14 protein-coding genes and 1 pseudogene are annotated in these 12475 nt (G+C 66.7%); 8 read left to right on the top strand and 7 right to left on the bottom strand.

What is annotated here, in order from left to right; genetic code table 11:
* Window positions 1-51: 51 nt before the first annotated feature.
* Window positions 52-1002 (bottom strand): NADP-dependent oxidoreductase, encoded by a 951-nt coding sequence (locus tag EV651_RS10615; RefSeq protein ID WP_238156802.1) that lies wholly within the window; start codon window positions 1000-1002, stop codon window positions 52-54.
* A gap of 100 nt (window positions 1003-1102) precedes the next feature.
* On the opposite strand from EV651_RS10615, the gene EV651_RS10620 reads away from it, so the two are divergent.
* Entirely contained in the window at window positions 1103-2086 is a 984-nt protein-coding gene (locus tag EV651_RS10620; protein ID WP_133784668.1) for a GlxA family transcriptional regulator, read from the top strand.
* A 172-nt stretch (window positions 2087-2258) separates the two neighbouring features.
* Window positions 2259-2984: a class I SAM-dependent methyltransferase gene (locus EV651_RS10625; protein ID WP_133784670.1), complete on the top strand. Its 726-nt coding sequence runs from the start codon at window positions 2259-2261 to the stop codon at window positions 2982-2984.
* On the opposite strand, the gene EV651_RS10630 is transcribed toward EV651_RS10625, so the two are convergent.
* From EV651_RS10630 to EV651_RS10640, 3 genes are all read right to left on the bottom strand, one after another.
* Window positions 2959-3405: a DUF6196 family protein gene (locus EV651_RS10630; RefSeq protein WP_133784673.1), complete on the bottom strand. Its 447-nt coding sequence runs from the start codon at window positions 3403-3405 to the stop codon at window positions 2959-2961. The genes EV651_RS10625 and EV651_RS10630 overlap by 26 nt on opposite strands.
* A 93-nt stretch (window positions 3406-3498) precedes the next feature.
* The gene (locus EV651_RS10635; RefSeq protein ID WP_133784675.1) at window positions 3499-4404 is read right to left on the bottom strand and encodes a zinc-binding dehydrogenase; all 906 of its coding nucleotides are present in this window, start codon (window positions 4402-4404) and stop codon (window positions 3499-3501) included.
* Between the two features lie 106 nt (window positions 4405-4510).
* Window positions 4511-5386 carry a LysR family transcriptional regulator gene (locus tag EV651_RS10640; protein WP_133784677.1) on the bottom strand — a complete coding sequence of 292 codons (876 nt, stop codon included), beginning with the start codon at window positions 5384-5386 and terminating at the stop codon, window positions 4511-4513.
* Window positions 5387-5611: 225 nt separating this feature from the next.
* On the opposite strand from EV651_RS10640, the gene EV651_RS10645 reads away from it, so the two are divergent.
* Window positions 5612-6355, top strand: a complete 744-nt coding sequence (locus EV651_RS10645; protein ID WP_133784679.1) for an SDR family NAD(P)-dependent oxidoreductase — start codon at window positions 5612-5614, stop codon at window positions 6353-6355.
* Window positions 6355-7143: an SDR family NAD(P)-dependent oxidoreductase gene (locus EV651_RS10650; protein ID WP_133784681.1), complete on the top strand. Its 789-nt coding sequence runs from the start codon at window positions 6355-6357 to the stop codon at window positions 7141-7143. The genes EV651_RS10645 and EV651_RS10650 overlap by 1 nt, the downstream gene beginning before the upstream one ends.
* On the opposite strand, the gene EV651_RS41830 is transcribed toward EV651_RS10650, so the two are convergent.
* From EV651_RS41830 to EV651_RS10660, 3 genes and pseudogenes are all read right to left on the bottom strand, one after another.
* Window positions 7130-7522, bottom strand: coding sequence for a PhzF family phenazine biosynthesis protein (locus EV651_RS41830; RefSeq protein ID WP_370352555.1), 393 nt, complete (start codon window positions 7520-7522; stop codon window positions 7130-7132). The two genes, EV651_RS10650 and EV651_RS41830, sit on opposite strands and share 14 nt — an antisense overlap.
* Before the next feature lie 193 nt (window positions 7523-7715).
* A pseudogene (locus EV651_RS43240) lies at window positions 7716-7994 on the bottom strand (PhzF family phenazine biosynthesis protein); the annotation flags it as partial.
* Between the two features lie 3 nt (window positions 7995-7997).
* Window positions 7998-8693 carry an NAD(P)-dependent oxidoreductase gene (locus EV651_RS10660; RefSeq protein ID WP_133784683.1) on the bottom strand — a complete coding sequence of 232 codons (696 nt, stop codon included), beginning with the start codon at window positions 8691-8693 and terminating at the stop codon, window positions 7998-8000.
* A 146-nt stretch (window positions 8694-8839) separates the two neighbouring features.
* Between EV651_RS10660 and EV651_RS10665 the strand changes: the two genes are divergently transcribed.
* From EV651_RS10665 to EV651_RS10680, 4 genes are all read left to right on the top strand, one after another.
* Window positions 8840-9811 (top strand): AraC family transcriptional regulator, encoded by a 972-nt coding sequence (locus tag EV651_RS10665; protein WP_133784685.1) that lies wholly within the window; start codon window positions 8840-8842, stop codon window positions 9809-9811.
* A 124-nt stretch (window positions 9812-9935) separates the two neighbouring features.
* Window positions 9936-10934, top strand: coding sequence for a zinc-dependent alcohol dehydrogenase family protein (locus EV651_RS10670; protein ID WP_133784687.1), 999 nt, complete (start codon window positions 9936-9938; stop codon window positions 10932-10934).
* A 73-nt stretch (window positions 10935-11007) separates the two neighbouring features.
* Window positions 11008-11343, top strand: a complete 336-nt coding sequence (locus tag EV651_RS10675; protein WP_133784689.1) for a helix-turn-helix transcriptional regulator — start codon at window positions 11008-11010, stop codon at window positions 11341-11343.
* Between the two features lie 91 nt (window positions 11344-11434).
* Window positions 11435-12406: a zinc-binding dehydrogenase gene (locus EV651_RS10680; RefSeq protein ID WP_133784691.1), complete on the top strand. Its 972-nt coding sequence runs from the start codon at window positions 11435-11437 to the stop codon at window positions 12404-12406.
* Window positions 12407-12475 lie beyond the last annotated feature (69 nt).

Below are 12475 nucleotides of genomic sequence, written 5' to 3' on the forward strand. Positions count from 1 at the left end.
GGCATCTTGAGAGTCTCGACCTTGTCGTGCTAGAGGTAAATTTCGAGTGGCCTATTCCGCGACACGCAGGATGATCTTGCCGGTGTTGCCTCCGCGCTCCGCGAGACGATGGGCAGCAGCTGCCTGCTCGAGGAGCAGGACGGTGCTGACCTCCGGACGGAGGTTGCCCGCCCGGACCAGCCCGGCGATGGCCAGCAGACCGGAATAGTCGGGTTCGACGAGCGTGAAGCCGGCTGAAACTCCGCTGGCCTCCGCCTCCGCTTGCGCGGGTACGTCCTCCCATCCCGCCAATGAAATCAGAGCTCCACCGCGGCGGAGCACCCGAAGCGACCGGCTCGCGTAATCACCTCCGACCGGGTCGAGTACGACGTCGATGTCGCTGAGCACCTGGGCAAAGTCGACGGACGTGTAGTCGACAACCTCGTCGGCACCGAGTTCGCGCAGGAACCGATGCTTCGACGATCTCGCAGTGCCGATCACGTGCGCGCCCAACGCCTTGGCGATTTGCACGGCGACATGTCCGAAGCCGCCGGCCGCGCCGTGTACGAGCACACGCTGGCCGGGTCGCAGCTTGGCCGTTTCCGTCAGGGCCTGCCAGGCCGTCAGGCCGGTCAAGGGCAGGGCGGCTGCCTCGATGTGGTCGATCGAGGCCGGTTTGAGCGCGAAGTGACGCGCCGGCGCGGCGACATACTCGGCGTACGCCCCGGCCTGCCACGGAAACCGGGGCATGCCGAAGACCTCGTCGCCTGCCTGGTAGAGGGTGACTCCCAGACCGACAGCCTCGACGACCCCCGACACGTCGTGGCCGAGGATCGGCGGGTCGTCCCACAACTGCAGGCCACCGTGAGAGCGAGATTTCCAGTCCGTGGCGTTTACCCCGGCAGCGTGAACCCGCACCAAAACCTCCGTCGGGCCCGGCTCGGGGCGTTCGACCTCGACCTCGACCAGGACTTCGGGTGGTCCCCAGCTGCGAGGACTGATGGCGCGCATTGAGGCGCTCATGAAACTCCCTTTGGTTGCTGTCACTTCCCTCACTCCGAGTTTCGGCAGACCGGCGTACCGGAGCCATGGCCGTTTGGTCATCATGTGACAGAATCCGGCCATGGTTGCTGATGCTCCGCATCGCGTCGTGGTGCTGGCTCTGGCCGGAGTTCTGACGTTCGAGTTGGGCATCCCGTCACGAATCCTGGGCAGCGCCAAGGGCAAGAACGGCCGGCCGCTCTACGAGGTCGAGATCTGCAGCGTTGACGGCGGCCCGGTGGTTACCGACGCAGGCATGACGATGCAACCGGGGAGAGGTCCGGACGCCCTCGGCGAGGCCGACACCGTCGTCATCCCGCCGATCCGGGACCTGGCTCCCCTCCGTCTAGGTGGCTCGCTACCGGCACCGTTGTCGGCGGCCCTGGCGATGATCCCTTCGCGAGCAAGGCTGGTCTCGCTGTGTACGGCGGCCTACGTCCTCGCTGCCGCAGGGCTTCTCGATGGACGGCCGGCCACGACGCACTGGAGCGAGGTCGAGCACTTCCAGCAATTGTTTCCACGTGTTCAGGTCGACCCGAATGTCTTGTTCGTCGACGACGGAGACGTACTCACTTCGGCGGGTGCCGCAGCGGCTGTTGACCTGAGTCTGCATCTTGTCCGCGTCGACCACGGCTCGGCCTCCGCGAACCAGGTAGCGCGTCAGTGCGTCGTGCCGCCCTGGCGGGACGGAGGCCAGGCGCAGTTCATCGAGCGTCCGGTGCCCGTGGTCACTCAGGTATCGACCGGTGCGACGCGGCGATGGGCAGTCGAAAATCTCCGCGAGCCGCTGTCGCTGCAGGCTCTCGCGGCACATGCGCACATGAGCGTGCGGACCTTCACCCGCAAGTTCCGCGACGAGGTGGGGATGGCTCCCCTGCAGTGGTTGACGCTCCAGCGTCTCCGGACAGCGCAGGAACTTCTCGAGATCACTGACTTGCCCATCGACGTAGTAGCTCACCGGTCCGGCTTCGCCACTGGGAATTCCCTCCGCCAGCACATGCGCGCATCACTCGGCGTTTCGCCGTCCGACTACCGCCGCACCTTCAGCCACGGACGCACCGCCTAGCGCCGACCTCTGCCGGGGAGGCATGCCGCACAACCCACTGCCGGCAAGGGGATGGGCAGTGCGGTCACTCCGGAACCGCGCACGCAGATGAAATGCCCAGAGCCGCCGGAGGCAGCGATCTTCTGACGGCAGAACCCGGAACCGTAGCTCGGGGCTTGTTCGTAGGAGCAGCATGAGATCTGAATATGACGATGTAGCTACCGAGTACGACCAGTGGGTCGGAGCGGGTTCGGCCCTCGACGACTCCACGTTCACCGAGCTGACCGGAGACGTCGCAGGCCAGGAGGTCTGTGTGGTGGCGTGCGGTCAGGGCCGGGAAGCACGCTACCTCGCCGGCCGGGGTGCTGTCGTCACTGGTGTCGATCTGTCGGAGAAGCTGCTGGAGCGGGCCAGGCAGCATGAGGAGACACAACCGCTGGGGATCTCGTATCGGCATGGTGATGCGCACACACTGGACGGACTCGCGACCGACGCGTTCGACGGGGCGGTCTGCTACATGTCGCTGATGGACATCCCGGACCTGGACGGGGCGCTGCACTCGATGGCCCGAGTTCTCAGGCCGGATGGCTGGTTCGTCCTGTCGTTCACGCATCCGTGTTTCAAGAGTCCCGCCACCGGTGAGATCGTCGATCACGTCGACAAGAGCGTCAGGCGCACAGTCGGCAAGTACTTCGCCGAGGGCTACTGGGACGGTCCCGGTGCCCATCGCAGCGCCCTTCCGGTCGGCGCCTATCACCGCACGCTCAGCACCTACGTCAACACTCTGAACGCCGCGGGCCTGGTCATCGACCAGCTACGTGAACCCCTGGGCGACACCCCGATCTGGCGCGAGGTTCCCCAACTCCTCTACATCAGAGGCCATCTCTCGGCCGTCAGCTCTGCGAGGGGCGGGATCTGATGGTCGTCACGATCTGGACGGCAGCGGGCAGGAGGTCGATCGGGCAGCCCCAATAGTCGAAGATCCCGCCGCGGGCATGGTTGTTGCCGCAGACAACGAAAACGCCGGTCCCGAGTTCGCGTTTGAGTGCGGTGGCGAGCCAACCGACGAAACCGCTGTTGTCGAGGTCTGGCGCGAAGTGGAACGAGAACAGACCGAAGACCTCTGCGTCCCGGGCCGGTCCTGCCCATGGGACGAGGGCGCTCCAGACCTCGTCGTCCCGGACGACAGCGAGCTCGCGCCCGGTGAGTAGTGGAGGCGTCGCGAGCGGCGACTCCTCGAAGTACCAGGCTCCCTCATGGACGACGAACTCGGCCGCCGTGAGCACTCGACGCAGGCGCTGTTCGGTCTGCTCGGGCTGTTCCATGCTGACACTCACCATGCGAGCACAGTAATACTGGCCCCACGAGAGCTCGCCATAGTCATCAGTCCTGAACAACTACGACATCGTCTACGCCGAGTGCGCGGTGCGGCCTTACGGGATGGTCAGCACCGCTTTGCCGCGGAATGTGCGATGACGAAGCCCCTCGAGGGCGCTGTCCACCTGGTCCCATCCGGCCTGGAAGCCCACTGGTGCCTGGAGGGATCCCACGGCGACGAAGTCGACGAGCGTTCGGAGATCCGCACTGACCGACGAAGGGTCCGCGTAGGACAGGTAGCTGACCAAGCGAGCGCCCTCGTGCCCGATGAAGTCGTAGAGGTTGACGGACGCCTTGCGGCGACTGCTCGCGCCGAAGACCACCACAGTGCCGCCGGGTGCGATCTTCTCGACGGCGGCTTCGAGCGACTCACCCCCGACCGATTCCGTGATCAGATCGAACAGACCATCCGCCTCGGTGACGGTCGGCACCACGGATCGTGCGCCGTACTTGAGGAGAAGGTCGGACGCATCGTCGCGACCGATCGCGGTGACGTCGCCCCCGGCCAGCACTGCGAGCTGGACCTGGAGTTGCCCGACACCGCCGGTGGCGCCGGTGACGAGAACCTTCTTGCCCACCAGACTGCCGCCGATGCGCAGGGTGTTCAACGCGGCTCGACCGGCCAGCGGCAGCGTCGAAGCGGGCTCGATGTCGACGGAGTCGGGCAGTTCGGCCAGGCGGGCTGTGGATACCGCGGCGAGTTCGGCCCAGCCGCTGTCCTCGGCGAGCGCGACGACTCTTGCTCCCGCCGCGGGCCCGGATCCGTCCTCGGCGGGCTCGACCACCACTCCGGCGATGTCCTGCCCCGGCCGCCAGTCTTCGGTACGGGCAGCCAGCAGATCGAGTTCGCCGCGGTTGACGGAGAACGACCGTACGGCGATCAGCGCCTGGTCGGGCGCCGGATCGGGATCGGCGACGGAGCGGACGGTAAGGCCTTGCGGCGTGTTCACGAGTGCTTTCATGGCTCCATCTCAGGCCCTGACTTCGCCGCCAACAAGGCGAATCCGCCATGTTCACTCATCGCTGATCGGCATGAATCACAACCAACTTCAGCAGAGTACGCCGAGGTCAGGCTGCGGCAAGGCAGCTGTCGAGGAGGAGCCGGACCGCTGGAGCCGGCGGTCCTGGAGCGGTCGCGATCAGGGTCTGGACCGCTGGGACGTCCAGCCTGCGAAAGGCGATCCGGTGGACTCGCAACCGCTCGGCCGCCGAGGAGTACAACACGGTCCACGACGGCGGACCGGCGCCGATTTCCGCGAGCGCGTCGTACACGGATCCGATCACCGGACCTCGAGGTGGTTCGATGCCGGCTTGCCGCAGGAGGCCGGTGACGCAGTCGTAGAGGCCGGGATTTGCGTTCCGTGGGCTCAGTCGCAGAGGTGTGCTCGCCAGGTCGGCGAACGTGACGAGAGAGCGGGCCGCGGTTACGTGCGTGGCCGGCATCGCCGCCACGAGGGTTTCGTTCCACACCGCGGTCGTTTCGAGATCGGAGACGTGCGCCGCGGGCCGGAGGAATGCGGCGTCTAGCTCACCGCGGCGTACTGCGTCGAGTCGGTCGGACGAGGGCAGGCTCACGAGTCGCACAGCGACCAGCGGGGCCAGCGTTGCCATCGAGTCGAGAACCCGGTCGAGGCGATCGCCCAATCCCTCACTCGTCCCGATTCTGATGAGCCCGGTGAGCTCATCCACGGGTTCAGCGACCGCGGCCCGCAGCTTGCCGAAGGCCACCAGTGTCGCCTGTGCCTCTGGCAACAGCCGCAGGCCTGCCGCCGTCAGCCTCACCCGTCGGGTGGTGCGATCGAAGAGCTGCACACCGAGCTCACGTTCGAGTCGCGAGATGTGCTGGCTGACTGCCGGCTGCCCGATGTGCAGGCGTTCGGCGGCCCGCCCGAAATGCAACTCCTCCGCGACAGCGACGAAGAATTCGAGCTGGCGAACTTCCATGATCCCGACTCCCGCCGTTCAGCCGTCGACCCTCCTCACTTCAACACCTGCCGCCGGCGCCTTCTTCCACGACAAAGGCACTCCTCTGCGGAGTCGGTGTGATCGGAGTCACTGAATGCCGCCGCCGGGTTTCGAGCCACGCCAGGGTCCATCACCTACGACCGGCGGCCAGGCCTCACCCGACCGGCGGCACATATCCCAACCGAGAAGAACGGAATCGTCGTCATGGCGTTCATTGCGGACAAGGCAGTTCTGGTGACCGGTGCGAATCGCGGCATCGGACAGGCGTTGGTCGAGGAGATCCTCAGCAGAGGCGCGCGGCGGGTGTACGCCGGCACGCGTACCGCCTGGACCCACGCGGATGACCGCGTGACACCGCTGACCCTCGATGTGACCGACCCGGATCAGGTCCAGCGGGCTGTCGAGCAGGTCGAGTCGCTCGATGTCCTGGTCAACAATGCGGGAGTTGCTGCGTACGACGATCTCAGCGACCGCGACGTGATCGAATGGCATCTCGCCGTGAACCTGTTCGGGACGCACAGGATGGTCCAGGCGTTCCTGCCGCTGCTGGTTCGTTCAGGTGGAGCGATCGTCAACAATCTCTCGGTGAATGGCCTCGCGCCGTTCCCGGTCATTCCCGCCTATGGAATCTCGAAGGCAGCGGCCTTCTCCATGACCCAGTCGCTGCGCGCCCTCCTCGCCGATCGCGGCGTGAGCGTCCATGCCGTGCTGACCGGCATCGTCGACACCGAGATGAGCGCCGCGGTCGACGTACCCAAGGCATCGCCGGAGTCGGTCGCCCGGCGCATCTTCGACGGAGTCGAGAAGGACGAAGAGGACATCTTCCCGGATCCGATGGCGGAAACGCTGACAGAGAGCTGGCGTGGCGGTGCAGTGAAGGCGCTCGAACGTCAGAACGCGGTCGTCGCAGGGGCGATTCTCGCGGCACAGGCCGATCGGAGAAAATGATGTTGCTCGAGAACAAGAACGCGGTCATCTACGGTGCAGGCGCCACTGGTGGCGCGGTGGCTCGCGCGTTCGCTCGTGAGGGCGCGCGGGTCTTCCTGACCGGACGAGACCTTGCTGCTGTCGATGTTGTGGCGAAGGAGATCTCCGCCGCGGGTGGAGCGGTGCAGACCGCGCGAGTCGACGCGCTCGACGAGGCAATGGTGGAGCGCCACCTCGAAGCCGTCGCCGAAACCGCCGGAACGATTGACATCTCCTACAACGCGATCGGGATTCCACAACAAGGAATGCAGGGCATCGCGCTCACCGAGCTCTCGGTCGAACGTTTCCTGTTGCCGATCACGACCTACACCCAGGCGCATTTCGTGACGGCGCGGGCGGCCGCACGCAGGATGGTCGAGCAACGAGCCGGTGTGATCCTGATGCACACGCCCGAGCCGGCGCGTGCGGGTGGATCGTTGCTCGGAGGCATGAGCCCGGCCTGGGCAGCCCTGGAGGGATTCAACCGGGCGTTGTCGGCGGAATTCGCGCAGTACGGCGTGCGCGCTGTCTGCCTACGGACCACGGGAATGGAGGAGACGGCAACGATCGATGTCGTCTTCGGCCTTCATGCCGAGGCCTGTGGGATCACCCAGGAGGAATTCCGAGCCGCGATCGCCGGCATGTCCCACCGGAAGCAGGCGACGACTCTGACCGAGTTCGCGGACGTGGCCGCGTTCGTGGCCTCCGACCGCGCGGTCGCGATGACTGGCACCGTCGCCAACCTGACCGGCGGAATCATCGTCGACTAGGCGTACTCCGCGCGGCGCAGATCGTTGCTGTGCCGCCTACCTCGACGATCGGTATGCCGGCGGGAGAAGTGGTGATCGCGGTCATGGTCGCGGGCCGGCCCAGGGCGTCACCCATGTCCACGCGCAGCCTCGAGCGCCCGCGGGCCGACAGATACGCGGCCGCGCATGCTGTGCTGTTCGCGTTGGCGATGTCTTCCGGGACGCCGATGGATGGAGCGAACATGCGGGCCACTGTGCGGGCCCCGGTGCGGCCGTCATCGGGCGGCGTCACGAAGGCGTAGCAGCCGAGCAGACCGAGGCGGTCGGTGGCCGCGCGCAGTCGGGACACGTCGGGGGCGAGGTTCGCGAGCGTCTGCTGGTCGGCGAGCTCGACCAGCAGACGCGGCCGCCCCTACAGAGGCGACCTGGCACGCAACGGCTTCGGTGCTGACTCCCAAGGCAGCCAGGATCGGATCGGCTTCGTCGATGGCCGCGGCGCGCAGGTCGATCGGGCCAGGCTTGAACGATGCGGTGTAGTGGCCGTCACTGCCGATCGCGTGGCCTGGCAACGATCGCGCCGCAGTACGCAGCACACCGTCGTACCGGTCGTTGCCGCTGCGCTGGGCCAGTACAGCCAGAGCGGCTACGGTGCCGTGCCCGCAGGCGGGGAGCTCACCGGCTGAAGTGAAGAACCGCAGCCTGACCGCCGATGGATCTTGTCCGGAGATGAAGACCGCGTGCGATGCGCCGACCGCACCTGGTACCGCGCGTCGCGCGGCGTCACTCAGGTCGCCGTCCTCAACAACCGCGGTTCGGCTTCCGCCGCGGCGTGAACGCCGGCATGCCTGCACGACGGTCACGTCGAGATTCATGAGCTACTTCTTCTTCCTGGCCTCGCGAAGCATCAGCGCCAACATGCTGGGATTCTGCTCGGTCGTGACGACGTGGGCGACCTTACGGACGAACCGCTCGTTTGTCAGTTGATCGAGCATGGCCGCTGCCAGGTCCCGACGGGACGTGAAGCGGCCGGGACCGGGTTCCTCCGTGATCGAGTACTTCGTCACTTCGGGCAGTTCGTAGAGACCCGACGGGCGCAGTACGGTCCACTCGACATCGCTCGCGGCGAGCAGGGCTTCGAGCCGGCGCATGTCGTCGTACACGGTCTTGCCGAGAACCCGGGTCACGTACGGCTGCAGGACCTTGTTGAAGATCAGTCCGCCGGTCGGCTCGCGATGCTCGTCCACAGCACCTGAGGTCAGCGCCACAAGCCGTGTGACTCCGGACCGTTTCATTGCGCGGAGGACGTTCCAGCCGCCGACCGAGTAGACGTTCACCGGCTTCCTGGTGAACGGCGTGCCGAGCGCCGACAGCACGGCCTTACTGCTGTCCACCACCGAGGCCACCGTGTCGGAGTCGGTGACATCGCCTCCGACGATCGTCAACTGGGGATGGGAAAGCGGAAAGTCCGCCGGCCGCCTCGTCAGCGCAACAACGTCGTGGCCGTCGGCGAGAGCCTGTTCGGTCAGCAGCCGCCCGGTTGGTCCGTTGGCGCCGAGAATCGTCACACGCACTTCATGCTCCCAGGTCGTCCGCCGCGATCGAAGGATCGCAATCAATGTCGGCCACCGTAGAGGGTCTCGCCAGGACGCTCCATGCTTCGAAGTCCGGTAGAGATACGCCATCGTCCACGCCACGGTACGGTCGGTAGAGTGACTGCGTGGATGTACTGAGCGACGCGCTGCTGGCGGTGCGCACTGGACGGCCTGTCTCGCGCCGCAACGAGTATCGCGGCCGGTGGGGGCTGCGGTTCCAGTCGGGTGAAGGCATCGGGTTCCACGTGGTGCTGGAGGGCCGGTGCTGGTTCCTGCCGCCTGGCGAGGACCCGGTCCTGCTGGCTCCGGGTGACGTTGTCGTCCTGCCGCATGGGCATGGACACGGACTGGCCAGCGGTCCGGACGTCGAGGTGTCGGGTTCGGTGATTCCGCTCGACCACCCGGAACAGGTCGAGGACCGTGCCCCGGAAAGTGGTGCCGGCAAGAGCGTCTTGCTGTGTGGCGCGTATCTGACCGACCGTGCCAGAGCTCATCCGCTGCTGGCCGAACTTCCTGCCTCCATTCACCTTCCGAGCGCGCCCGGCACCAGGTCGGCGCTCAGCACGGCAGTCGGCCTGCTGGCGGACGAGTTGCGCGACGAGCGAGCAGGTACGGCGGTCGTCGTACCTGCGCTCCTGGACACTGTCCTGCTCTACGCCCTGAGAGATTGGTACGACCAGAACGCCGCGGCCACCGGTCGCGGATGGAGCAGGGCCCTTGCTGATGCTGCTGTCCGAACCGCGCTGGATCGGATCCACGGGGCTCCGGCGCATCCGTGGACCGTGGAGTCGCTCGGTAAGGCAGTCGGCCTGTCCAGGGCGGCCTTCGCGCAGCGATTCACGGCGCTGACCGGGCAGACGCCGATGGCCTATCTCACGTGGTGGCGGCTGGTGATCGCGGCACGCCGCCTGCGCGAGAGCGAGGTGTCGCTCGCGGCGATCGCGCGCGAGATCGGCTACTCGTCAGAGTTCGCGTTCGCCAACGCGTTCAAGCGTCACTATCGGGTGCCGCCCGGCCGTTACCGGCGGGACGGTCCGGACGATGCGGCGGTCTGGCTGTCTTCCGAGGAGATCGACAGCCGGTTGTCGAGTAGTTGAATCTACCGGGACTCCAGTTTGATGGACGATCAGTGAAAGAATGCGGACGAACAATTATTGGACGTCCACATAGCGACTCCTAGGCTGGCGGAGCCAAGCACCGCACAAACCAGGAGCACCTGACATGACGATGACAGTACTGTTCGACGAGCTCGGTGGGCCGGAGGTTCTCCGGCTGGCGGATCTCGACGCGGGGGAACCCGGACCGGGCGAGGTCCGGATCCGTGTCGATGCGATCGGCCTGAATCGGGCCGAGGCCTTGTTCCGGTCGGGGACCTATGTGTACCCGCCGAGCCTTCCGGGGTCGCGGCTCGGCTACGAAGCGGCCGGAGTGATCGAGGCGGTCGGTGACGACGTAGAGGGCTTCTCCGTCGGTGACGCCGTCAGCGCGGTACCGACCTTCCTGATGACGGAGTACGGCACGTACGCGGAGTCGGTCGTCCTGCCGGCACACGCATTGATCCATCGGCCGGAGGCTGTCGACGCCGTGATCGGTGCGGCCACCTGGATGTCCTACACCACGGCCTATGGTCTGCTGGTCGAGTACGGCGACATCAAGCCAGGTGACACGGTGCTCATCAACGCCGCATCGAGCGGTGTCGGACTGGCGGCGATTCAGGTGGCGAACCATCTGGGCGCCGTACCGGTCGCCACGACGCGCACCAGCGCCAAGGCGCAACGGCTGCTCGACGCGGGAGCCGCGCACGTTATCGCCACCGAGGAACAGGACCTCGTCAAAGAAGTCCTGGCCGTCACCGACGGAAGGGGTGTGGAGTTGGCCCTCGATGCCGTCATGGGTCCGGCCGTGAACACTCTCGTCCAGGCGGTCGTTCCCGACGGCGCGCTGCTGTTCTACGGCTGGCTGGACACCACACCTGCGCCGATGCCGATCGCCCCCGACTTCCGCGGGCGGACGCTCCGGACGTACGCGTTCACCGAGCTGACGATCGAGAGCAAACCGCGCCTGCGCCGCGCCACGCACTTCATCAACGCCGGTCTGCGGTCCGGTTCGCTGGCTCCCGTCATCGACGAAACCTTCGCGCTCGCGGACGTCGTCGCGGCACACCGCTACCTGGAGTCGAATGCCCAGTTCGGCAAGATCGTCCTGACCGTCGATCACTGACGCCGGCCGGGCTTCCGGCGCCTGCAACGTACGACGTATGTCGTATAAGGTTGTGGCGAAGGAGAGGTGCCAAGTGCCGCGTTCGCATCGCCGCCTGCTCACTCATCCGGAGCTCGACGAGCTGGATCTTCTCGATGTGCTTCATGCACTGGCGGACCCTACGCGGATGACGATCGTCCGCACGCTTCGGTCCGACGTCGAGCGGCCGTGCGGCACGTTTCCTGTCGACGTCGCGCCGTCGACGCTGACGCATCACTTCCGCGTGCTGCGGGATGCGGGGGTGATCCGGCAGCGCGACGACGGCAACCGCCGGTGGACGACGCTTCGCCTGGACGACCTCAATGCCCGGTTCCCCGGGCTGCTGGACAAGGTGCTGGAGAACTACGAGCGACAGGCCGCCCGGACCTGAGGCCCGTCGGTCAGGAGCGGCATGAATTTGCCCTCGCGTTGGCCGGCGCAAGTTGTACGATGTTCGTCGTACATCGAACAAAGGAGGGGACATGCAGGCAGTGATCTTCGACCAGCCGGCCGCCGACAGCAGCACGACCCGGGTCGCCGAGGTCGAGGTGCCGGTGCCGGGGCCGGGTGAGGTGACGATCGACGTCCGCGCCGCGGGAGTGAACTTCATCGACGTGATGGCGCGCCGTGGTGACCCGGGCTACGCGACGCACTGGCCCTTCATTCCAGGCCTGGAAGCAGCCGGGACCATCCGCGCCATGGGGGCAGGAGTAACCGGGCTCGCGGTCGGCACGCCCGTCGCCGCGTTCACGGCGGCGGGTGGGTTGGCTGAGGTCGTGAAGGTACCGGCTGCCCTGGTGTCGCAGCTTCCGGCCGGGCTCACATTCGAAACGGCGGCCGCAGTGCCGGGCACTTTGACCACGGCCGTACTTCTGCTGCGGTCCCTGCAGCCGGGCGGGTCTGTGCTCGTTCACTCGGCGGGCGGTGGCCTGGGGCAAGCGCTGGCTCGGGTGGCGCGGCACCAAGGCGCAGGGCTTGTCCTGGGGACGGTTGGCCACAGCAGCCGTTCCGCGGGTGCCGAGCGAGCGGGGTACGACGCCGTACTGGTTCGCGACGACGCGTTGTCGGCCGCTGTGCTGCGGTATACCGATGGCCGGGGTGTGGATCTCGTGCTGGACTCCCAGGGGACCAGCTGGATCGACAAGGATCTCGAGGTTGTGGCGCCGACGGGACGGATCGTGCTGTTCGGCAACGCAGGCGGTGCGGCACTCGATCCGATCCCCACGGGCCGGCTCTTCGCGACGAACGCCGCGGTCGGCGGCTTCAGTATGCGCGGCTTGGCGGCCAGGGCGCCGTGGCTGATCGCCGAAGGTCAGTCCGAGGCGCTCGCTGCCGTCGCGCACGGCGAACTCGCCGTGCAAGTCAGGCCGCTCGAGGGACTTCAGCACGTGGCCGCAGCCCAGCAGGCACTCGCCGAGGGCCGCGGCGAAGGCAAGTACGTGGTCAGTCTCTAGGTGCGTCCCACTAACTCGTGGTTAGTAGCCGGCCAATGATGCCCCGCACACACACTTGTAAGTGCGTAC

Origin of the sequence: Kribbella sp. VKM Ac-2571 (assembly GCF_004362255.1) — a bacterium.
In the GTDB taxonomy this organism is placed as follows: Bacteria; Actinomycetota; Actinomycetes; order Propionibacteriales; family Kribbellaceae; genus Kribbella; species Kribbella pratensis.

Bases quoted from the DNA above. Each gene is read 5' to 3' on its own strand.
- EV651_RS10615 (WP_238156802.1), bottom strand. From the start codon at position 1,002: ATGAGCGCCTCAATGCGCGCCATCAGTCCTCGCAGCTGGGGACCACCC.
- EV651_RS10620 (WP_133784668.1), top strand. From the start codon at position 1,103: ATGGTTGCTGATGCTCCGCATCGCGTCGTGGTGCTGGCTCTGGCCGGA.
- EV651_RS10625 (WP_133784670.1), top strand. From the start codon at position 2,259: ATGAGATCTGAATATGACGATGTAGCTACCGAGTACGACCAGTGGGTC.
- EV651_RS10630 (WP_133784673.1), bottom strand. From the start codon at position 3,405: ATGGTGAGTGTCAGCATGGAACAGCCCGAGCAGACCGAACAGCGCCTG.
- EV651_RS10635 (WP_133784675.1), bottom strand. From the start codon at position 4,404: ATGAAAGCACTCGTGAACACGCCGCAAGGCCTTACCGTCCGCTCCGTC.
- EV651_RS10640 (WP_133784677.1), bottom strand. From the start codon at position 5,386: ATGGAAGTTCGCCAGCTCGAATTCTTCGTCGCTGTCGCGGAGGAGTTG.
- EV651_RS10645 (WP_133784679.1), top strand. From the start codon at position 5,612: ATGGCGTTCATTGCGGACAAGGCAGTTCTGGTGACCGGTGCGAATCGC.
- EV651_RS10650 (WP_133784681.1), top strand. From the start codon at position 6,355: ATGTTGCTCGAGAACAAGAACGCGGTCATCTACGGTGCAGGCGCCACT.
- EV651_RS10670 (WP_133784687.1), top strand. From the start codon at position 9,936: ATGACGATGACAGTACTGTTCGACGAGCTCGGTGGGCCGGAGGTTCTC.
- EV651_RS10680 (WP_133784691.1), top strand. From the start codon at position 11,435: ATGCAGGCAGTGATCTTCGACCAGCCGGCCGCCGACAGCAGCACGACC.